General features: G+C 67.4%; 18 protein-coding genes. 3 read left to right on the top strand and 15 right to left on the bottom strand.

What is annotated here, in order from left to right:
• Positions 1-320: 320 nt before the first annotated feature.
• Positions 321-1,766 carry a TrkH family potassium uptake protein gene (locus tag QGV54_RS18455; protein ID WP_281019179.1) on the top strand — a complete coding sequence of 482 codons (1,446 nt, stop codon included), beginning with the start codon at positions 321-323 and terminating at the stop codon, positions 1,764-1,766.
• A 29-nt stretch (positions 1,767-1,795) separates the two neighbouring features.
• Here the strand turns inward: QGV54_RS18455 and folD are convergent, their stop codons facing one another.
• From folD to QGV54_RS18435, 4 genes are all read right to left on the bottom strand, one after another.
• Positions 1,796-2,722, bottom strand: a complete 927-nt coding sequence (gene folD, locus QGV54_RS18450; protein ID WP_281019180.1) for a bifunctional methylenetetrahydrofolate dehydrogenase/methenyltetrahydrofolate cyclohydrolase FolD — start codon at positions 2,720-2,722, stop codon at positions 1,796-1,798.
• A gap of 15 nt (positions 2,723-2,737) precedes the next feature.
• Complete coding sequence (locus tag QGV54_RS18445; protein WP_348638765.1) at positions 2,738-2,983, bottom strand: DUF167 domain-containing protein; 246 nt, start codon at positions 2,981-2,983, stop codon at positions 2,738-2,740.
• Positions 2,984-3,041: 58 nt separating this feature from the next.
• Positions 3,042-3,344: a YggT family protein gene (locus QGV54_RS18440; protein WP_281019181.1), complete on the bottom strand. Its 303-nt coding sequence runs from the start codon at positions 3,342-3,344 to the stop codon at positions 3,042-3,044.
• A 392-nt stretch (positions 3,345-3,736) separates the two neighbouring features.
• Positions 3,737-3,964, bottom strand: a complete 228-nt coding sequence (locus tag QGV54_RS18435; protein WP_281019182.1) for a hypothetical protein — start codon at positions 3,962-3,964, stop codon at positions 3,737-3,739.
• Between the two features lie 359 nt (positions 3,965-4,323).
• On the opposite strand from QGV54_RS18435, the gene nudC reads away from it, so the two are divergent.
• The gene (gene nudC, locus QGV54_RS18430; RefSeq protein ID WP_281019183.1) at positions 4,324-5,256 is read left to right on the top strand and encodes an NAD(+) diphosphatase; all 933 of its coding nucleotides are present in this window, start codon (positions 4,324-4,326) and stop codon (positions 5,254-5,256) included.
• A gap of 388 nt (positions 5,257-5,644) precedes the next feature.
• Here the strand turns inward: nudC and QGV54_RS18425 are convergent, their stop codons facing one another.
• The 8 genes from QGV54_RS18425 to QGV54_RS18390 form a co-directional block, all read right to left on the bottom strand.
• Positions 5,645-6,358 carry an ABC transporter ATP-binding protein gene (locus QGV54_RS18425; protein ID WP_281019184.1) on the bottom strand — a complete coding sequence of 238 codons (714 nt, stop codon included), beginning with the start codon at positions 6,356-6,358 and terminating at the stop codon, positions 5,645-5,647.
• Positions 6,351-7,127, bottom strand: coding sequence for an ABC transporter ATP-binding protein (locus QGV54_RS18420; RefSeq protein WP_281020005.1), 777 nt, complete (start codon positions 7,125-7,127; stop codon positions 6,351-6,353). The genes QGV54_RS18425 and QGV54_RS18420 overlap by 8 nt, the downstream gene beginning before the upstream one ends.
• Positions 7,124-8,947 carry an ABC transporter permease gene (locus tag QGV54_RS18415; protein WP_281019186.1) on the bottom strand — a complete coding sequence of 608 codons (1,824 nt, stop codon included), beginning with the start codon at positions 8,945-8,947 and terminating at the stop codon, positions 7,124-7,126. The genes QGV54_RS18420 and QGV54_RS18415 overlap by 4 nt, the downstream gene beginning before the upstream one ends.
• Positions 8,948-9,232: 285 nt before the next feature.
• Positions 9,233-10,366, bottom strand: a complete 1,134-nt coding sequence (rodA, locus tag QGV54_RS18410) for a rod shape-determining protein RodA (protein ID WP_281019852.1) — start codon at positions 10,364-10,366, stop codon at positions 9,233-9,235.
• Between the two features lie 9 nt (positions 10,367-10,375).
• Positions 10,376-12,241 carry a penicillin-binding protein 2 gene (mrdA, locus tag QGV54_RS18405; protein WP_281019187.1) on the bottom strand — a complete coding sequence of 622 codons (1,866 nt, stop codon included), beginning with the start codon at positions 12,239-12,241 and terminating at the stop codon, positions 10,376-10,378.
• Positions 12,242-12,278: 37 nt separating this feature from the next.
• Complete coding sequence (gene mreD, locus QGV54_RS18400; protein WP_281019188.1) at positions 12,279-12,842, bottom strand: rod shape-determining protein MreD; 564 nt, start codon at positions 12,840-12,842, stop codon at positions 12,279-12,281.
• Positions 12,839-13,702, bottom strand: coding sequence for a rod shape-determining protein MreC (mreC, locus tag QGV54_RS18395; protein WP_281019189.1), 864 nt, complete (start codon positions 13,700-13,702; stop codon positions 12,839-12,841). The genes mreD and mreC overlap by 4 nt, the downstream gene beginning before the upstream one ends.
• Before the next feature lie 267 nt (positions 13,703-13,969).
• The gene (locus QGV54_RS18390) at positions 13,970-14,668 is read right to left on the bottom strand and encodes an alpha/beta fold hydrolase (RefSeq protein ID WP_281019190.1); all 699 of its coding nucleotides are present in this window, start codon (positions 14,666-14,668) and stop codon (positions 13,970-13,972) included.
• 282 nt (positions 14,669-14,950) lie between these two features.
• Between QGV54_RS18390 and QGV54_RS18385 the strand changes: the two genes are divergently transcribed.
• Entirely contained in the window at positions 14,951-16,606 is a 1,656-nt protein-coding gene (locus QGV54_RS18385) for a DEAD/DEAH box helicase (RefSeq protein WP_281019191.1), read from the top strand.
• Positions 16,607-16,682: 76 nt separating this feature from the next.
• Here QGV54_RS18385 and QGV54_RS18380 read toward each other — a convergent pair whose 3' ends face one another.
• Genes QGV54_RS18380 through QGV54_RS18370 form a run of 3 tightly spaced genes read right to left on the bottom strand, consistent with a single transcriptional unit; the run spans position 16,683 to position 20,286 of the window.
• Positions 16,683-18,989, bottom strand: a complete 2,307-nt coding sequence (locus tag QGV54_RS18380) for a xanthine dehydrogenase family protein molybdopterin-binding subunit (protein ID WP_281019192.1) — start codon at positions 18,987-18,989, stop codon at positions 16,683-16,685.
• Positions 18,990-19,021: 32 nt separating this feature from the next.
• Entirely contained in the window at positions 19,022-19,615 is a 594-nt protein-coding gene (locus QGV54_RS18375; protein WP_281019193.1) for a TIGR04282 family arsenosugar biosynthesis glycosyltransferase, read from the bottom strand.
• Positions 19,612-20,286, bottom strand: coding sequence for a TIGR04283 family arsenosugar biosynthesis glycosyltransferase (locus tag QGV54_RS18370; RefSeq protein ID WP_281019194.1), 675 nt, complete (start codon positions 20,284-20,286; stop codon positions 19,612-19,614). The genes QGV54_RS18375 and QGV54_RS18370 overlap by 4 nt, the downstream gene beginning before the upstream one ends.
• Positions 20,287-20,290 lie beyond the last annotated feature (4 nt).

Below are 20,290 nucleotides of genomic sequence, written 5' to 3'. Positions count from 1 at the left end.
ACCCGCGCTGTCCCCGGGGGCAGCGCGGTCTTCGACAGCCGGAATGAAGAGGGCCAGGTTCCTGACGGAGCGTGGCCCTTTTCGTTGGAATGCATGCGGGTGACGCTGCCCGAAAACCCGGAAACGGAAGGGATCGCCCGCCGTCCCCTCACCGGCCATGCAATGTTTGCCTCGCCCCTGAATTGGGCGTATTGCGGGTTCAGGGGCCCCTCGTCAGGGTCCCGTTCAGAGTCAACAAGGTGGCTGAGAGATGCATAGCCCCGGTGGCGGCCAGACGTCGCATCGGTTTTCCCTGACAGGGCCTGGGCAGGAGCGGTCGGTTGCTTGACGTCCGGCCGGTCTTTCAGATCCTCGGCTGGGTGGTCTGCTGGATCGGCATCACGCTGCTGGTGCCGACCGCCACGGATCTGGCCGATGACAATGTGGACTGGCAGGCGTTCCTGCTCGCGGCCGGTATCGCCCTGTTCGCGGGTGGGCTGCTGGTGGCCGGGACCTGGCGCGAGAGCGGCGTCCGGCTGGACCTTCGCCAGTCGTTCATCGTCGTCATTCTCGGCTGGGTGTTCGTCGCCGGCTTCGGGGCGATCCCTTTTCTGGGCATCGGCATCAGTTTCACCGACGCGGTATTCGAATCCATGTCCGGTCTGACGACAACCGGCTCGACCGTGCTGACCGGCCTCGACGGGCTGCCACGGGGCGTGCTGCTGTGGCGCGCGATGCTCCAGTGGGTCGGCGGCATCGGGATCATCGCGATCGCGGCACTGATACTTCCGCTTCTCCGGGTCGGCGGCATGCAGCTCTTCAAGATCGAAAGCTCCGGGTCCGACGAGGACAAGGCGGCGGCCGACAGTCGCCTTCTGATCCTGCTGTTCAGCATCTACACGGGTCTGACCCTGCTCTGCGCGCTGGTCTTCTCCCTGCTGGGGATGGAGCCGTTCGATGCCATCACCCATGCCATGACCACGCTGTCCACCGGCGGCTATTCCACGCATGACGCCTCCTTTGGATACTTCGCTGACTGGCGGCTGCACTGGGCCGGCACGTTCTTCATGATCTGCGGCGCGATCCCGTTCTTTCTCTACGTGCGCACGACCATGGGAAACTGGCGCGTTCTGGTCTCCGACGCGCAGGTGAGGGGATTTCTCGGCTTTCTGGCCGTCAGCACCGCCCTGATGACGCTTTGGCTGCATGCGGAAAGGGACATCGGCATCTTCGAGGCCCTGACGCTGGTGTCCTTCAACATCACCTCCGTCGTCACGACGACCGGGTTCGCGACGGCGGACTATACCGCCTGGGGTCCTGGCGCCGTCGGCATGTTCCTGATGCTGATGTTCGTGGGCGGCTGCTCCGGTTCCACCTCGGGCGCGATCAAGATCTACCGCTACCAGGTGCTGTGGATCTTCGTGCGGGCCCATGTGACGCGGCTGTTCTCGCCGAACCGGGTGATCGCGCTGTCCTACAATGGCCAGAGACTGGATTCGGATGTTCCGACATCGATTCTGGCCTTCCTCGCCGTCTTCATCGCGACGATCGGCATCGTGACGGTTCTTCTTGCCCTCTGCGGACTGGATATCGTGACCGCCTATTCGGCCAGTCTCACGGCCATCACGAACGTCGGGCCGGGAATGGGCGAGATCATCGGCCCCGCCGGCAATTTCCAGCCCCTGCCGGACATCGCCAAGTGGATCCTGACAAGCGCCATGCTGGCCGGTCGTCTGGAGGTGCTGGTGCTGCTGGTCATCTTCGACCGGGACTTCTGGATCGACTGAGCGGGGTCAGCCCTGGCCGTCCGCTGCCATCACACCTCCGGTTCGTCGATCCCGGCAGCGCGGCAGGCGGCGGTGATGGTGTTGGCGAGCAGGCAGGCGATGGTCATGGGGCCGACGCCGCCGGGGACCGGGGTGATGGCACCGGCATGGCCGATGGCGGCGGCATAGTCCACGTCGCCGACCAGACGGGTCTTGCCGTCTTCCTTCGGGACGCGGTTGATGCCGACGTCGATGACGGTGGCACCCGGCGCGATCCAGTCACCCTGCACGAAGTGCGGACGACCCACGGCGGCAACCACGATATCGGCGCTGCGGCAGAGTTCGGGCAGGTTGCGGGTGCGGCTGTGGGCGATGGTGACGGTGCAGTTGGCCTGCAGCAGCAGCATGGCCATGGGCTTGCCGACGATGTTGGAGCGTCCGACGACCACGGCGTTGAGGCCCGAGAGGTCGCCCAGCCGGTCCTCCAGCATCATCATGCAGCCGCGCGGGGTGCAGGGCACCAGGGCGGGCAGACCGACCTGCAACCGCCCGGTATTGATGACATGGAAACCGTCCACGTCCTTCGCGGGGTCGATGCGGTCCAGCACGGCGGTCTCGTCGATCTGGTCCGGCAGGGGCAGCTGCACCAGGATGCCGTGGATGCCCGGATCGGCGTTCAGCCGGTCGACGATGGCCAGGACCTCTTCCTGGCTGGCGGTGTCGGGCAGGCGGATCTCGTCGGAACGCATGCCCGCCTCATTGGTCTGCTTCGCCTTGTTGCGGACGTAGACCTGGCTGGCCGGATCCTCCCCCACCAGCACCACGGCGAGACCGGGCTTCAGCCCGTGATCGCGGATCAGGATCTCCGTCTGGGCGGTGACCCGTTCCCGCACACGGGCCGCGAAGGCCTTGCCGTCGATGCGGTTGTCGGGCTGGCTGGCGGCTGTGCTGGAGGCGGACTCTGCGGCTGCGGTCATGATCCTGATCCCTGTCTACTGGGCGCCGGAGGGCGGCTGGGGTGGCAGAAGGCGGCGGAGCTCAGCTTCCGCGCCTGCAATCTGAACTGTCTTGGCGCGGCTGATCTCTCCACGCACGACCTCAATATCCCTCGGCGCGACGTTCAGCACGTCGGCGAGCAGTCTGATCACGGCGCGGTTGGCCTTGCCCTTCTCCGGCGGGGCGGCAACCCGGACCCTGAGCCGTTGCGTGCCGTCCGGGTCCGTGCGCCAGTCCTCCACGCGGGAACGGCTGGCGCCGGGCGAGACATGCAGGTGCAGCAGCAGCGCGCCGTACCGGTCAGCTTGTGTAACCGACGCAGAATCCCATCACGTCGCAGATGACGAAGGTCCGTGCGACCATCAGACCAATGATCAGTACAACCGGTGAAAGGTCGATTCCCCCCAGGTCCGGCAGGATCCGACGGATCGGCGCCAGCGCCGGTTCGGTGATGCGATAGAGGAACTGGCCGATGGTGCGCGCGATGTTGTTGTGCGGGTTCAGCACGTTGAACGCGACCAGCCAGCTCATGATCGCCGACGCGATCAGGCAGAAGATGTAGAAATCGACGACGAAGTCGATCAGTTGCGCAATGGCGGCCATGCCGATGGCTCCTGCAATCCGGTGTATGCGATTGTCGCGACGTTTAACGCAGAACGGCCCGCAAGGGAATTGCCCTCGGGCGAGTTGTTTGCGGACCGCGTCGCGGTTGTTGCGTGGACCCGGTCTTGTTTGCTGACCGCACCTCCCCTCTCCCCCTCCCGGCCACCCATTACAGGATACTTGCGTGGGTGACCGGGAGGGGGAGAGGGGAGGCACGGTCAGCGAATGAAATCCCCAAAAAAAAATGCGGGCACCAGAGAGGGGGTTCTGGTGCCCGCAGGGTGGAAACCGGTCGGGAGGGGGGTGACCGGTCTCAGGGGTCTCGCGGGGATGATCGGGGAAGGGCCCCGTCAGCTGTCATCCCGGTTGGTGCACAGGGCCCGTGTCGGCCCTCAATAGGTGCCGACAGCAATGCTTCGGCGGTAGGTGGTGAACTCTCCGGTATGGTCCTGGTAGAGCGAGATGCCACCGCGCGGCACGCCAACGGTCTGTTGCGTGGCGCTGGCCTGCTCGTTCGCGCTGTGGTGCTTGCCCGGCATCGCCGAGCTGACGCCGAGACTCGCCAGCAGGGCGGCGGTCACGATCCAGACCCCCAGGTGCTGTCGAACAATGCGGCTCATCATGGTCTTTCCTCAAGTCTGTCGGGCCACCCGTGTGGTGGCGGCTTTGGCGGTGGAGGGCTCTCCGTGCCGCCGATGACAGGGAGATGGGGTGCCCGAATAGCAAATCAACATATATCGATTCGATATATGTGCTTTTTTCGAAAGTTGTCCGGAAGGGACGCGCCCCGGCCCCTTGCGGCGGGCGGAATGTCCTGCGGGATTCCCCGCCTTGCCGAAATGGGGTAGACAGGACCCCTGTCCGATGGCGGCACCGGCCGAACTGCCGAACAGGGCCGGAAACCGCGGGGACAGTGACGACAAGGGGGAGGATTCAGGATGAGCACGACACGGACCACCTGCGCGCGGGCTGCTGCGGCATGAGCATGACCTATGACGACCCGATCACGTTTTCCGGCGCACCGCTGAACCGTGTCTCCGAACATCGCAAGGATGGCGACTGGCTGGCCGACCGGATGATGGACCGCGCCAGCCGTTTCATGCCGGTGTCACGCCTGCGGGCCTTCATCGATGTCAGCGCGGAGCCGGAGATTGCCTGGTGCTCGCCACTGGAGGTGCTCGACCTGCTGGAGGAAAACCGCCCGCTGCTGCTGGGTACCCGCGACGGCATCGCCCATTTCGCCATCGAGGCCGATCCCCGCCGCGCACCGCGTGACGCGGTCTGGCCCGACAGGGGCAAGTTCATCGATGTCCGCTCCATCGCCCCGGCCCTGCCGGTGGGGGAGGCGGCGATCCTGGCCCAGGCCCGGTCCATGCTGGACTGGCACCAGCGCCATCGCTTCTGTGCCGTCTGCGGCGCGCCGTCGGAAATGCGGGAGGCGGGTTACATGCGCGCCTGCACCGATGACGGCTGCAAGGCACAGCATTTCCCGCGCACCGACCCGGTGACGATCATGCTGGTCTTTGACGGCGACCGCTGCCTGCTGGGCCGTCAGCCCCGGTTCCCCGATGGCTCCTATTCCGCGCTGGCCGGCTTCATGGAACCGGGTGAATCCATCGAGGAATGCGTGCGCCGCGAAATCTGGGAGGAAGCGGGGCTGAAGGTCGGCACGGTCCGCTACATCGCTTCCCAGCCCTGGCCGTTCCCCTCCAGCCTGATGATCGGCTGCTTCGCGGAGGCGGAAACGACCGAGATCACCCTGGACCCGGAGGAACTGGAAGACGCCCAGTGGTTCAGCCGCGATCAGGTGATCGAGATGCTGGAACGCTCGGAGGAAGGTGAGGGCCTGCGCATGCCGCCCCGCCTCTCCCTCGCCCACCAGCTCGCCCGCCGCTGGATCGCCGGGGTCTGATTCTCTCCTTGCCGGTACGGGTGGTGACGAACAGGCCCGGAGGCCTCAGCGCGATCTGATCTGATTCAGTATCGAGAGCTGGGCTCGCGGATCAAGTCCGCGAGCGACGTGGGCGTGGTGGGACATTGCCACCCCACGGACGCCGTACCCGGGCCTGACCCGGGTACCCAGCGTGCCGCGCCGACGTCAGCGGACTGGCGCGGAGGCCTCAGTGCGAACTGATTTGATTCAGTGCCGAGAGCTGGGCTCGCGGATCAAGTCCGCGAGCGGCGTGGGGGAGGGCGGGACATTGGTGCTCACCGCCACCAACACCCCACTGACGCCGTGCCCGGGCTTGACCCGGGTACCCAGTGTGCCGCGCCGATGTTGGCGGACTGGTCCGGAGGCCTCAGACGGACAGCAACCGGTCGCGCAGGGCGCTGTCGGCGGCGAGTTCGGCCATGTCGCCGGTATGGGCGATCTGGCCGCTTTCCAGCACGACGCAGCGGCTGGCGACTTCCGCCGCGAAACCGAGACTCTGTTCGGCGATCAGCAGGGTCAGCCCCTCCGCCCGCAGCGTGGCGACCGTGTCGGCAATGCGGTCCAGCACCACCGGCGCCAGCCCCTCCGCCGGTTCGTCCAGCAACAGGATGCGCGGATTTCCGGCCAGCGTGCGGGCGATGGTCAGCATCTGCTGCTCCCCGCCTGACATGCGGCCCGCGCGGCGGTCGCGCATGGCGTGGAGTTCGGGGAAAAGGTCATAGAGCCGCTGTTCCGGCCATTCGGGCGCATCGGAACGGGTCGGACGGCGCCCGACCTCCAGATTCTCCGCCACCGTCAGTTCGGCGAAGATGCGCCGTTCCTCCGGCACATAGCCGACGCCCAGCCGCGCGATCTTCTGCGGCGGCAGGCTGCCGATGGCCTGGCCGTCGAAGCTCAATGTGGCGGCGCCGCGGCGGACCAGGCCCATGATCGCCTTGATCGTGGTGGACTTGCCCGCACCGTTACGCCCCAGCAAGGCCAGTGAATCCCCCTGCGCCAGGCTGAAGGAGATCCCGTGCAGCACGGTCGCCGGTCCGTAACCGGCACTCAGACCCTCGATCCGCAGCATGGCCTCAGACATGGGTTTCAGGCATGGCTTCGGCCTCCCCCGTCTCGGCGCGGCCGAGGTAGACCCGGCGCACTTCCGGGTCGCGGCGGATCTCATCCACCGTGCCCTCCGCGATCAGCTGCCCGCGTGCCATGACGATGACCCGGTCGGCGTGGCCGAAGACCGCCTCCATGTCATGCTCCGTGAACAGCACCGCCAGACCGGAGGCGGCGACGATGGCGCTGACCTGATCCATCAGCAGGGCACGGTCGGCGGCGGCCATGCCCGCCGTCGGCTCGTCCATGAACAGCAGGCGCGGTGACGATGACAGCGCCATGGCCAGGTCCAGCCGCTTGACGTCGCCATAGGGCAGCTCCGTCACCGGCCGGTCCGCCTGGTCCTGCAATCCCACCTGCCCCAGCAGCTCCGCGATGCGGAAACTGGCGTCAGGGGCGCGGCGGAAGGACAGCGTGTGACGGGTCGCGGCATCCAGCGCGGTCTCGACAGCCTCCGCCACCGTCATGCTGAGGAAGGAGCGGGCGATCTGGAACGTGCGCCCGATGCCCAGCCGCACGATCTGGCGCGGCTTGCGCCCGGTGATGTTCTTGCCATCCAGAACGACACTGCCCCGGTCGGCCCGCAACTGTCCGTTCAGCAGGTTGAAACAGGTGGTCTTGCCCGCACCGTTGGGGCCGATCAGGGCCAGCCGCTCCCCGGCGCCGACCTGGAAGCTGACACCATCGACAGCAGCAACACCGCCGAAGGATTTCGCCAGATCACTGACCTGCAGCACCGCGCTCATGCCGGTTTCCGCCGCCGTATCATGCTGCCGAGACCGGCCATGCCGCCGGGTGCCAGCATGGCGATCAGCAGGATCACGCCGCCCAGCATCGACCGCCAGGCCTCGAACTGGTTGAACACATCCTCCAGCACCACGAAGGTGGAGGCCCCGATCAGCGCGCCCGCCAGCACATCGACACCGCCCAGCAGCACCATGATCAGGGCATCGACCGACTGCGGGATGGCCAGCACATCGGGAAAGACGCTGCCCTTCTTGAACACGTAGAGACCACCGGCAAGACCCGCGACGGTCCCGGCCAGGGTGAAGGCCATCCATTGCTGGTTCTGCACGTTGATGCCCAGCGCCTCCGCCCGCAGCGGCGCGTCCCGTGCGGCGGTAAGCGCCCGTCCGAACGGGCTGCGGGTCGCCTGCCGCAGCACCAGAACGGCGATCACCGCGAAGGCCAGCGCCAGGTAGTAGAAGGCCAGGTCATCGCCGAAGAGCTTCGCCGGCCAGATTCCGGTCAGGCCGTCATCGCCGCCGGTGAAGTCCTGCATCTGCACCGCGGCGGCCCAGACGATCTGGGCGGCAGCCAGCGTCAGCATGGCGAGATAGACCCCGGACAGGCGGACACAGAACCAGCCGAAGAACAGCGCCGCGGCGGCGGCGGCCACCGGGGCCACGGCCAGCGCCCAGCCCATGTCCGCCTCCAGATGCCGCACCAGCAGCGCCGCGCCATAGGCGCCGACACCGAAGTAGGCGGCGTGGCCGAAGCTGACCATGCCCCCCGGCCCCATCAGGAACTGCAGCGACATGGCGAACATGCCCAGGATCATGATGTCGATGATCAGCACGGTCATGAACTGGTCCACCACCAGCGGCAGCAGCGCCATGACCAGAAACAGCCCGCCCCAGGCCATGGCCGGCAGCCGCAGGGTGCCCATGCCCGGACCGGGCGGCGTCTCCGGGGCCGACGGCGGACGGCCCAGCAGCCCGTAGGGGCGGATCACCAGCACCACCGCCATGGCGGCGAAGGCCACGATCAGGGTGATCTCCGGCAGGATCAGGATGCCGAAGGCGTTCAGTTCGGAGATCAGGATGGCAGCCAGATAGGCCCCGGGGATGGAGCCCATGCCGCCAACCACGGTGATGACGAAGACCTCCGCGATGATCTCCAGATCCATGGTCAGGGTGACGGCATCGCGGGGCACCTGCATCGCACCGCCCAGCCCCGCCAGTCCGGCCCCGAGGCAGAAGACAGCCGTGAACAGCTTGGCCTGATCCACACCCAGCGCCGCCGCCATCTCCCTGTCCTGTGTCGCGGCGCGGACCAGCACACCGAAACGGGTGCGGGCGAACAGCAGCCAGAGCAGGAACAGCGTGATCGGTCCCATGGCGATCAGGAACAGGTCGTACTCCGGTATGCGCTCACCGAATATGGTGACGACGCCGGACAGGCCCGGCGCGCGGGGGCCGAAGCGGTCGGCAACGCCCCAGATCCATTCCGCCACATCCTGCGCGATCAGCACGATGGCGAAGGTGGCGACAAGCTGGAACATCTCCGGCGCGCGATAGATGCGGCGCAGCACGGTGACCTCGATCAGCCCGCCGACGGCGGCAGAGACCAGGGCGGCGATGGGCAGTGCCAGCCAGAACCCCGGCACCTTGCCGAACAGCCCGATGACATCCATCGCGACATAGGCACCGATCATGTAGAGCGAGCCATGGGCGAAATTGACCACCCGCGTGACGCCGAAGATCAGGCTGAGCCCGGCAGCAACCAGAAACAGCGACGACGCGCTGGCGAGCCCCGTCAGGGCCTGTGCGAAGTAGAATCCCATGCCCCGGAGTTGGCGGGATCACGCCTGATCCGTCAAGTAGTTGTGATGGGATTGGCGGTGGTCAGGAGCAGTCGATCGCAGGCGCACCCTCCTTCCCCCTCGACGGGGGAAGGTCGGGATGGGGGTGAATCGGCGCAGCCGAACAGTCATGACTTCGCCACTGTGCAACAGCCTGCGGCTTCACCCCCCATCGACCGCTGCGCGGCCACTTCCCCCTCAAGGGGGGAAGACGAAGAAGCACCCACAGGGGCGCCAGGATCAGCGAACGCCCCCTGACAGATCCACCTATCCCCGGCTGCGCGGGATCTCCACGTCGCGGTGGATGGAGACCGACAGGATCAGGCCGAAGCCGATCAGCAGGGTCAGCATCGCGGTTCCGCCGTAGGAAATCAGCGGCAGCGGCACGCCGACAACGGGCAGGATGCCGGTCACCATGCCGATATTGATGAAGATGTAGAGGAAGAAGGTCGTGGCGATGCCGACCGCGACCAGCCGCCCGAACTGGTGCCGCGACCGGAAGCCGATGGCATAGGCATAGATCAGGATCAGGATGTAAAGGCCCATCAGTGCCAGTCCGCCGACCATGCCGAACTCCTCCGCCAGCATGGTGAAGATGAAGTCGGTACGCATCTCGGGCAGGAAGTTCAGGTGGCTCTGCGTCCCCTCCAGGAAGCCCTTGCCGGAGATGCCGCCCGACCCCAGCGCGATCTTCGACTGCATGATGTGATAGCCCGCGCCCAGCGGGTCGCTCTCCGGGTTCAGGAAGGTCATGATGCGACCCTTCTGGTACTCGTGCAGCTGCGACCAGGCGATGGGCATGGCCGCCAGCGCGGCACCCAGCGCCAGGGCGAACTTCCACAGCCGTACCCCGGCCAGGAACAGCACGATGGACCCGCCCGCCGCCAGCAGCAGGGCCGTGCCGAGGTCCGGCTGCTTCAGCACCAGCAAGGTCGGCATGCCGATCAGGGCCAGCGGCGGCAGCAGGTAGGTGATGCGCCCCGTATCCTCCAGCGACAGACCGTGGAAATAGCGGGCCAGCGCCAGCACCAGCGCGATCTTCATGACTTCGGACGGCTGCAGGTTGAAGAACCCGAGGCTGACCCAGCGGGTCGCCCCCATGCCGGTGGTACCGACGAACTCGACCGCCAGCAGCAGCACCAGCGCCACGGCATAGATCAAATAGGCCCAGCGCATCCAGAAGCGGATATCGATCAGCGCGATCACCAGCATCAGGAACGCGCCCCCGCCGAAGCGGATGATCTGCCGGATCGCCCAGGGCTGCACATCGCCTCCGGCGGCGGAATAGAGCATGGCGAAGCCGACAGATGCGGTCATCGCGATCAGCAGCACCAGCCCCCAGTTCAGGCTGAGCAGTTTCCTGCCGAAACGCAGGTCCGGCCCGTCATCGCGATAGCCCATGGTCACGGCTCAGCCCTCCCGTTCCGGGTTGGCGGCGACGCGCTGCTTGCGGTTGCTGGCGGGATCAAGCTCCAGCGTCGCCTCCATGATCGTCCGGGCGACGGGCGCGGCGGCGGCGGAGCCACTGCCGCCATGCTCCACGACCACGGAGAGGGCATAGCGCGGCTTGTCCACCGGGGCGTAGGCGACGAACAGGGCGTGGTCACGGCTGCGCCACTCGAGATCCTCGTTCTTCAGCACGCCGGACTCACGTTCGGCGCGGCTGATGCGGCGGACCTGGGACGTGCCGGTCTTGCCCGCCATCTCCCAGCCTTCCTGGGTGATCCGATGGGCGCGGGCGGTGCCGTGCTTGCCGTTCACCACGTCGTTCATGCCCTGGCGCACATGGCGCAGGGCATCCTTCGACAGGCCCAGCGGCGGGGCCTCCACGTCCGGTTCGTCACGAAACACCAGCCGGGGCGAGATTGCACGCTCCCCGTTCGCCAGCCGCGCCGCCATGGTCGCGAGCTGCAGCGGCGTGGCCAGCAGATAACCCTGGCCGATGCCCATGATCAGGGTCTCCCCGCCCTGCCAGGCTTCCCCGATCGCGCCTTCCTTCCAGGCCGGGTTCGGCACCAGTCCGGCACTCTCCCCCGGCAGCTCCGGCAGCAGGGTCTGGCCGAGGCCGAGGCGTTCCGCCATCACGGCGATCTTCTCCACCCCGACCCGGCGGGCGATATCGTAGAAGTAGACATCACAGCTCTGCGCCAGGGCGTCGTTCAGGTCCATCCAGCCATGGCCCCAGCGCTTCCAGCAATGGAAGGTGTGATTGCCCAGCACATGCTTGCCGTTGCAGAACACCCGGTGCGCAGCGCCGGCCACATTGGCCTCCATCGCCGCCAGCGCCACGGCCATCTTGAAGGTGGATCCCGGCGGATAGCGCCCGGCGATGGTCTTGTCGGTCAGGGGCTTGCGGCTGTTGCGCAGCAGCGTCTGCCACTCGGTGTTGCCGATGCCGACGTTGAAGGCATTGGGGTCGAACCCGGGCGTCGAGGCCATGGCGAGCACATCGCCATTGTGAATGTCCATCACCACGGCGGCCCCGCTTTCGGGCCGCAGTGCCTGGGTGGCGATGCGCTGCAGCCGCGCATCGATGGTCAGCTGAATGTCGGAACCGGGGCGGCCCTCCGTGCGGGACAGCTCCCGGATGACCCGGCCAAAGGCATTCACCTCCACCCGCTGGTTGCCCGCGGCACCGCGCAGGGTGCCCTCGAAGCTGCGTTCCAGACCCCGCCGCCCGGTGCGGAAGCCCGGCAGTTCCAGCAGGGGGTCACCGTCGCCTTCCTTCAGGTCCTTCTCGCTGACCGGGCCGACATAGCCCACCGTGTGGCCCAGATAGACCCCCAGCGGATAGTCGCGGGTCTGGCCGACATCAAGCTGGATGCCAGGCAGGTCGGGGCTGCGGACATTGATGCGGGCGAACTCCTCCCACGTCAGATTGTCGACGACGGAGATCGGCACGAACCGGCGCTTGCGGCTGACATCGCGCAGCACCCGTGCCCGTGTCTGGTCGCTGACCGGCACGATCTGGTTCAGCCGATCCAGCGTCTCCCCCACCGACTTCGTCTGTTCCGGCACGATCAGGACGCGGAAGTTCTGGCGGTTCGTCGCCACCGGCACACCGCGCCGGTCCAGGATGCGCCCGCGCGGCGGTGCCAGCAGGGCGAGATTGATACGGTTCTCGTCGGCCAGCATCTTGTACTGGTCACCCTCGATCACCTGCAGGTAGTACATGCGGGCGCCCAGCGCCGCGAACAGCGCCGCCTTCATGCCCCCCAGCATCAGCGCGCGGCGCGTGAACACAGGATAGCGGGCCTTTTCGACGCGTCCCCTCATGCGCCCGCCCGTCCGGTCATGCGCCCATCCTGTCCGGTCATGCGAAGGCCTGTCCGGTCATGCGATGGCTGAGCAGCAGCAGCGGGGCCGCGACCAGCGGGAACAGGGTGACCGTCACCGCCACCTGCAGCAGGGCTGCCACCGGATTGACGAGATCGAGGAAGTAGACGCAGGCGATCAGCCACGAAACGCCCGCGGCCGCCAGTGCCACAGCGACGAAGGCGGCCCAGCCGAGCACGAACGGGCGGCCGATCAGCACCCGGCGCTGGCTGGCCGACAGGGCCTGGACGCCGAGGAAGACCAGCGCCGTCAGGCCAAGCGGCCCGCCGGACAGCAGATCGGTGACAAGGCCGAGACCGAACGCCAGCCAGTGGGGCATCAGGTCGGGCCGCTGCAGCGCGAAGACATGCACCGCGATCAGACCGAAAGCCGGCAGCACCGGACCCAGGAACGGCACCCCGATCGGCAGGCTGCCCATCAGAACCAGAACCAGCGACACCAGACCGGGGATCGCCAGTCCAAGTCGCCAGAATCCGAGTTGTGGCAGGCCGGGGCCATCGCCGATGCGGCTGCTGGCGGACTTGCGGCGGCGCGGCTTCATGGCCCGTTCCGGTCATTCACCAGCGACGGACGGCGATAGCGCAGCACGTTCACCCGCTCCAGCCGCGCCAGATCGACGAAGGGGCGCAGGCGGACCTGGTTCTCGGTGACCGAGGCAACGACGCCAACCACCAGACCCGGGGGCAGCATGCCGCCATGGCCACTGGTGACCACCCGGTCACCGGGCTGCACCTCGGCCTCCGCCTCAAGGAAAGCAAGCAGCGGACGGCCGGAGTTGTCGCCCGACAGGATGGCGCGGCGGCGACTGCCCTCCAGCATCACCGGAATGCGGCTGTTCAGGTCGGTGATCAGCAGGATGCGCGCGGCGTTGCGCCCGGCCTCCGTGATCCGGCCCACCAGCCCGAGTTCACTGACCACGGCCTGGTCGGGCTCGACACCATCGCGTTCCCCGGCAGCAAGCAGCAGGGTCTTGACGAAAGGGCCCCCGGACTCACCCACGACACGGGCGGTGATGTAGGTGACATCGGAGCGGGCACGGACATTCAGCAGGCGGCGGTACTGTGCGTTATCGCGTTCCAGCGCCCGCGCCACCGCCTGCCAGTGCAGCAGACGGGCATTTTCCTGCCGCAGGCGGTCGTTCTCCTCATAGACGCGGGAGAGCTGCTCGATCTCCGTCGCCAGATCGTTGATCGCGGAGACCGGACGGGAAATGACATCCAGCACCGGGGCCAGCACATCCAGCAGCCCGGTACGCACCTGCTCCACCGGGCCGATGCCGGAACGGCCCGCCACCAGCAGCGTCAGGCCGAGCGCCAGCAGGAACGCGAAAGCGAACCGGTTGAACAGCAGCCCCATCGGGCTGACCATTCGCGACGCCAGTGGTTTGTTCGAACGACGCACGTCGTTACTGCTCCGGGCAGGTCCGAATCGCCGCTATCGGCGACATGTCAGTGAAGGCGGTTTTCTAGCGCCGATCAAGGCGCGATGGCCACCGGAATCTGTCTGTTCGTGGACCATGCCTCCCCTTTCGGGACTCATTTGCTGACCGCTCCACCCCTCTCCCCCTCCCGGCCACCCACGCAAGTATCCTGAAATGGGTGGCCGGGAGGGGGAGAGGGGTGGAGCGGTCAGCGCAAGGAGTCAGGTGCGGTCCACAGAAAGACCGCCTCAGCCCTGCAGCCAGTCCCGCAGTTCGCGATTGACCGCTTCCGGCTGCTCCAGCGTCGACAGGTGACCACAGTCCTCGATCACCGACAGCCGGGCGCCGGGAATCAGATCCGCCATCTCCTCATGCATCGCCAGCGGCGTCAGCGCATCCTGCCGACCGCACAGCACCAGCGCGGGCACATTGATGCTGCGGCAGACATCGTGGGCGGCGCTGCGGGCCATCAGCGCACGGGTCTGGCGCACGAAGCCATCCTTGCCGATATCCTCCGCCATCTGCCGGATGGTGTTCAGCAGCGGTTCATCCTGCAGCCGGTCGGGATGCACGAACAGGGGCATCAGCCGGTCATGCACCCCGGTGAAACGGCCCTTCTCCACCAGCGCCAGCAGTTCGCGGCGCCGGACCAGTTCGGCCTCCGAATCCGTGCTGGCGCGGGTATCCAGCAGGGCGATGCGCGTGACCCGTTCCGGGGCCTGCCGCCAGATCTCGAAGGCGATGTAGCCGCCCATCGACAGACCGGCCAGCGCAAAGGTCGGCGGCGCCCCGGCCAGAATGCGTTCCGCGATGGCGGGGATGGTCAGGTCCTGCGCATGGTCACCGACATGGATGTCGGCCAGCTCGGACAGGGCCGCCACCTGTGGCGCCCAGAGCTGTTCGGTACAGAGAAGACCGGGGATCAGAAGCAGGGCAGGTCGGGTCATGAAATACTCCACACGTGCGCAGACGCCACACCCCGAACACTGTGTTCGTGATTGACAGGGCACTCCACCTTCAGTACTTCCCCCAAAGCCGTGCGACAAGCGCCTGACCTGTCATGTTACTGTCGTCACTGCGAAGTAAACTGTTCAGGGCCGGTATCCGACAACGAAAAGGGCGGAATTTCCGGAAGGGTTGCAGACCGTATCAAGGCCGGTCGCTCATCCGACCCCTGCAGTCCATCACCTGAAAGAAACATCCCAACGGGGAGCACCCACATTAGCGCAATGACATTTCCGGACCTCGGTCTGAGTGACGAGGTCTGCAAGGCAATTTCGGAGGCGGGATACGAAACCGCCACCCCCATCCAGCAGAAGTCCATCCCGCATGTCCTGATGGGCAAGGATCTGCTTGGCACGGCGCAGACCGGCACCGGCAAGACCGCCGCCTTCCTGCTGCCGATGATCGACGTCATGGCCCAGGGCCGGTCGAAGCCGCGGATGCCGCGCGCCCTCGTCCTGGAACCGACACGCGAACTGGCCGCCCAGGTGGCGGACAGCTTCGACATGTACACCAAGTACCAGAAGCTTTCCCGCGCGCTGCTGATCGGCGGGCTGGGCATGAAGGAACAGGAAGCGGAGCTGGACGGCACCTGCGATATCATCATCGCGACGCCCGGCCGCCTGCTGGACCTGTTCGACCGTGGCCGCATGATGCTGAGCCAGATCCAGTTCTTCGTCATCGACGAGGCGGACCGGATGATGGACATGGGCTTCATGCCGGATGTGGAGCGCATCGTCTCCTGCCTGCCGCCGCGTCGCCAGACCCTGTTCTTCTCCGCCACCATGCCGCCGTCGATCCGCAAGCTGGCCGACAAGTTCCTGGTGGAACCGCGCGAGGTGGAGGTGGCTCCGCCCGCATCCCCCGCCGCGACCGTCGAACAGCACCTGACGATGCTGGACGAACGCGACAAGCGTGATGCGCTGCGTGCCCTGATCAATCAGGAAAACATCCGCAACGCGCTGATCTTCTGCAACCGCAAGTCGGACGTGAAGATGCTGCACAAGTCGATGCAGAAACATGGCTACGACGCCGTGGCGCTGCATGGCGACATGGACCAGCTCGATCGCATGGCGACGCTGGAGAAGTTCAAGACCGATCAGGCGAAGATCATGGTCTGCTCCGACGTTGCCGCCCGCGGTATCGACATCCAGGGCCTCAGCCACGTCTTCAACTTCGATGTGCCGTTCCATGCGGAGGATTACATTCACCGCATCGGTCGTACCGGTCGCGCCGGGATGAAGGGTCGCGCCTTCATGCTCGCCACCGCGAAGGAATCCAAGGCGCTGGACGCGATCCAGAAGCTGATCGGCGGCAACATCAAGCCGATGGTGATCGACGGTTTCGGCAAGAAGGGTGCTGCTGCTCCGGCGCCTGCCGCTGCGGAAGCCGCCGATGGCGATGAGGCACCGGCACCGAAGCGTGCCCGCCGTCCGCGCCGGACGAAACCGAAGGACGAGACCGTGGAGGCCGTCGCCGATTCGACTGCACCCGAGGAAACCGTGACGGAACCCGTCGAGGCCGGAGCACCTGCAGAGGACACCACAGCGTCCGAAGCCGCGCCCGCCAAGCCCGCCCGGACCCGCCGCGCCCCGCGCCGCAAGACCGCGGAAGCACCTGTCGAGGCCGCGTCGGAAGCAGCGACGGAAGAGCCCAAGGCCGAGAGTCGTGAATCAGGCCGTGAGCCGGGTCGGGTACCCCATGGTGACGGACCGGATGCCGGTCGCCAGGCAGGCCGCAGCCGCCCCTCCCCGAACCGGTCCGGCGGTCGCAACCGTCGCGACGACAACGACAACACGCCGGTGGGCCTGGGCGATCACGTCCCCGCCTTCCTGCTCCGCCCCCTGCGCATCCCCGACGAGTCGTCCAGCGACGCGGCCTGACCGCAGGATCGGATCTGCCCGTTCCCCTTCCCCTGTTGCGGGGGAAGGAGATGTCGGATTTCCCGAACCGACCCGACTATTGCTGCATCAGCCGCCAGATCTTCTCCGGCGTGTAGGGCATGTCGATGTGCTTCAGGCCCAGCGCGTTGCAGATGGCGCTGGCGATGGCCGGGGGACCGGCGATGGTGCCGGCCTCGCCGCAGCCCTTGGCCCCGATGGGTGACGTCTTGGTCGGCGCATCCTCGAAGAAGGCGATATCGGTTTCCGGCAGGTCCAGCGCGCGCGGCATGCAGTAGTCCATGAAGGAACCGCTGAGCAACTGCCCGCTTTCCGGGTCGTAGACCGTGTGTTCCAGCACCGCCTGCCCGACCCCCTGCATGATCCCGCCCATGACCTGACCCGCCACCACCATCGGATTGATGATCTGTCCGAAGTCATCCAGCGCGGTATAGCGCGCAACGGTCAGCACCCCGGTCGCCGGATCGATCTCGATCTCCGCGATGTGGCAGCCGTTGGGATAGGCGGTGCCGTCCTTGGTGTAGGTATCCTCGTCCGACAGGCCGCGTTCCGCCGCCGGGCGGCTGCTGTCGAAGGCTGCCGCCGCCAGGTCGGCCCAGTTCACCGACCGGTCGGTGCCGACAACGCGGAAGGTGCCGTCGGCGAAGTCGATATCGTCGGTCGCCGTCTCCAGCATCTCCGCCGCCTGCGCCTTCGCCTTCTCCACCAGCTTGGTTGCCGCATTCAGGATGGCGCTGCCGGCCAGTTGCAGTGACCGCGATCCGCCATGCCCGTTGCCCATGGGCGTGGCGTCCGTGTCGGACTGGCGGAACCGCACCTGCTCGAAGGGCACACCAAGCTTCTCCGCCACGATCTGCGGGAAGGTGGTCTCGTGGCTCTGGCCGTTCGACTGGGTGCCGACGGCGACGGTGACGATGCCGTCCCGGTCGAATTCCAGCCGCGCATATTCGGTCGGCACACCCAGCGTCGCCTCCAGATAGCTGGCGACGCCCAGTCCGCGCACCTTGCCCTGCGCCTCGCTCTGCGCCGCGCGGACCGCGAAGCCCGCCACGTCGGCCTGTTCCAGCGCCCGGTCGAGCAGCGCGCGGAAGTCACCGGAGTCGATGGTGTGTCCCAGCGATGCGCGGTAGGGCATGGCGGTGGGCGGGATGTAGTTCCGCCGCCGCAGCTCCATCGCGTCGATGCCAAGGTCGGCGGCGGCCACATCCACCGCGCGCTCCAGCAGGAAGCAGGCCTCCGGCCGCCCCGCGCCGCGATAGGCATCGGTGGGGACCGTGTTGGTGAAGGCGCCGTGGACGATGTTGTAGACATGGGGAATGTCATAGGGCCCGCCCATGACGGAGGTCGTGGCCCCCGTCGGCACGCCGGTGCCGTTGGTCGAGACATAGGCACCGAGATCGACCGTCGTCTCCACATGCAGCGCGGTGAAGCGGTGGTCCGCATCCAGCGCCAGCCGCACGCGGGTCTGCTGGTCGCGGCCCTGCCCGTCGGTCAGGAAGCCTTCTGTCCGGTCGGCGACCCATTTCACCGGGCGCTTCAGTTCGCGGGCGGCGAAGACGGTCAGCAGATGTTCCGGCTGCACCTGATTCTTGCCGCCGAAGCCGCCACCCACGTCATAGGCGACGACCCGCATGCGCTCGACCGGGATGCCGAAGACCTTCTCCGCCAGCATGGTGCGGTACATGAAGACGTTCTGGATCGAGCCGGAGACGGTGTAGAAATCCTGCTCTGCGTCGTAGATGCACAGGATGCCCCGGGTCTCCATCGGGTTGATGACGATGCGGTTGTTGTGCAGGCGCACCTCGGCCACATGGGCGGCGGTGGCCAGGGCGTCCTCCGCCGGGGCGCGTTCGCCCTTCTCCCAGGTGAAGCTGCGGTTGTCGGGGGCTTCCTCGTGCAGGGCGGCGGGGGCGTCCGGCGACAGGGCGGCAACGGAATCGATGACCGCCGGCAGTTCCTCCAGATCAAACGAGACCAGTTCAGCGGCGTCCCGGGCCACGGCTCGGCTGGTGGCGACAACGAAGGCAATGCCGTCACCGACATGGCGGACCCGCCCCCGCGCCAGCGGCCAGCGGGCAGGGTTGCAGATGGGGGACCCGTCCATGTTGGTGATGGCGGGGCGTGTCGGCACGGGTCCGAGTCCCGCCGCCTGCCAGTCCCGGTCGGTATAGACGGCCACGACACCGGGCAGGTCGCGCGCGGCAGTGGTGTCGATGTCGCGCACCCGCGCATGGGCGGCGGGGGACCGCACCATGATGCCGTGCAGGCAGCCGGACGGGGTGATGTCATCCAGATAGCGTCCGTTGCCGGTCAGGAACCGCTTGTCCTCGACCCGCGTGGCGGACTGTCCGATGCCATATCGCATGATGTGCTCTCCCCCCGGAACGGCCTCTCTGCTCAGGGCCGATTCATCTGCCGCCGATAGTCCCCCAGATCGTCCACGTCATTCAAGCGGCTGGCCGTGCCGATCCGCCATGCGCCGGGCAGGCCGCGCAGGCTGTCGGCCAGGGTTTCCGGGTGCGACCAGCGCACATCACGGAACAGGGCGGGGGACCGGATGCCGCGCCGCAAGCCGACGAGCCAGAAGCCGCCGTCCGTTGCCGGGCCGAACGTGACGTGGTTGCGCCGCACGACGGCCAGCGCCTGCCGCAGGTGGTGCGGTCGGATATCAGGGATGTCACAGCCGATCAGAAGGCGGTCGCGGTCCCGGAACCTGTCCAGCGCCCGCGCCATGCGTTGCCCCAGATCACCGCTGCCCTGTGGTACCCGCCGCCGCCCGGCAGGCCAGTCCCGGGCGCGCACCGCGCTGTCCGGCGTCACGCAGAGGACGACTTCGGCCTGCGGCAGTTGCCCCGCGGTGCGGAGTGTCGCCCACAGGGTGGCGCGATAGAACCGCAGCGCCTGCGCCGGGCCGATGTCGCGCGCCAGGCGGGTCTTCACCGTACCGAGGCGCGGCACCCGGCAGAACAGGATCACAACCGGCGGCCTCATCCATACAGCCGCAGCAGGATGCGGGGCGGAACCCCCAGGAAATGCAGGGTCAGCAGCGCCGCGTTGCGCAGCGGGCGCGCCCACCAGCCGTCACGCTCATAGCGGGCGGCGGAGGTGACGGCATCGGCATCGAGCATGGTCAGCCGCCCGCGCCCGATCCGGCGCGCCAGTGTCACATCCTCCATCAGCGGCATCTCCGGGTACCCGCCGATCGTGGCCAGCAGATCCGCGTGTATCAGCAGGCCCTGATCCCCCCAGGGCAGGCCAAGCGCGCGGCAGCGCCAGGCCACCAGCCGCTCCACCCGCCGGGCCGCGTGCCGGTCGCTGTCGAGGCGCAGCCGGAACGCGGCCGCGCGGGCCTGACTGGCCGGATCATCCATGAAGGCGCGGGCGGCCTGTCGCCAGGCCGGGTCCAGGCGGGTGTCCGCATGCAGGAACAGCAGCCAGGGGCCAGCCGCCGCCGCCGCGCCCTCACGCATCTGATGACCGCGCCCGCGTGCCGTCGCGATGACCCGCGCCCCATGGTCCGCCGCAACCGCCCGGCTGGCGTCGGTGGAGCCGCCATCGATCACCAGGGTCTCGCTGACCGGCGCGCCCTGCACCGTGTCGAGCACCGGCCCAAGCGTCTGCGCCGCATCGAGGCAGGGGATGATGACACTCAGACCGGGCACGGTC

Source organism: Minwuia sp. IMCC3060, assembly GCF_029909435.1.
GTDB lineage: Bacteria > Pseudomonadota > Alphaproteobacteria > Minwuiales > Minwuiaceae > Minwuia.
This window is presented reverse-complemented; position numbering and strand designations above follow the sequence as displayed.

Coding starts and splice junctions, on each gene's coding strand:
- QGV54_RS18375 (WP_281019193.1), bottom strand. CDS start 19,615: ATGAGGCCGCCGGTTGTGATCCTGTTCTGCCGGGTGCCGCGCCTCGGT.
- QGV54_RS18390 (WP_281019190.1), bottom strand. CDS start 14,668: ATGACCCGACCTGCCCTGCTTCTGATCCCCGGTCTTCTCTGTACCGAA.
- QGV54_RS18425 (WP_281019184.1), bottom strand. CDS start 6,358: ATGTCTGAGGCCATGCTGCGGATCGAGGGTCTGAGTGCCGGTTACGGA.
- rodA (WP_281019852.1), bottom strand. CDS start 10,366: ATGGGCTATCGCGATGACGGGCCGGACCTGCGTTTCGGCAGGAAACTG.
- QGV54_RS18415 (WP_281019186.1), bottom strand. CDS start 8,947: ATGGGATTCTACTTCGCACAGGCCCTGACGGGGCTCGCCAGCGCGTCG.
- mreD (WP_281019188.1), bottom strand. CDS start 12,842: ATGAAGCCGCGCCGCCGCAAGTCCGCCAGCAGCCGCATCGGCGATGGC.
- nudC (WP_281019183.1), top strand. CDS start 4,324: ATGAGCATGACCTATGACGACCCGATCACGTTTTCCGGCGCACCGCTG.
- QGV54_RS18420 (WP_281020005.1), bottom strand. CDS start 7,127: ATGAGCGCGGTGCTGCAGGTCAGTGATCTGGCGAAATCCTTCGGCGGT.
- QGV54_RS18435 (WP_281019182.1), bottom strand. CDS start 3,964: ATGAGCCGCATTGTTCGACAGCACCTGGGGGTCTGGATCGTGACCGCC.
- mrdA (WP_281019187.1), bottom strand. CDS start 12,241: ATGAGGGGACGCGTCGAAAAGGCCCGCTATCCTGTGTTCACGCGCCGC.
- QGV54_RS18380 (WP_281019192.1), bottom strand. CDS start 18,989: ATGCGATATGGCATCGGACAGTCCGCCACGCGGGTCGAGGACAAGCGG.
- QGV54_RS18440 (WP_281019181.1), bottom strand. CDS start 3,344: ATGGCCGCCATTGCGCAACTGATCGACTTCGTCGTCGATTTCTACATC.
- folD (WP_281019180.1), bottom strand. CDS start 2,722: ATGACCGCAGCCGCAGAGTCCGCCTCCAGCACAGCCGCCAGCCAGCCC.
- QGV54_RS18385 (WP_281019191.1), top strand. CDS start 14,951: ATGACATTTCCGGACCTCGGTCTGAGTGACGAGGTCTGCAAGGCAATT.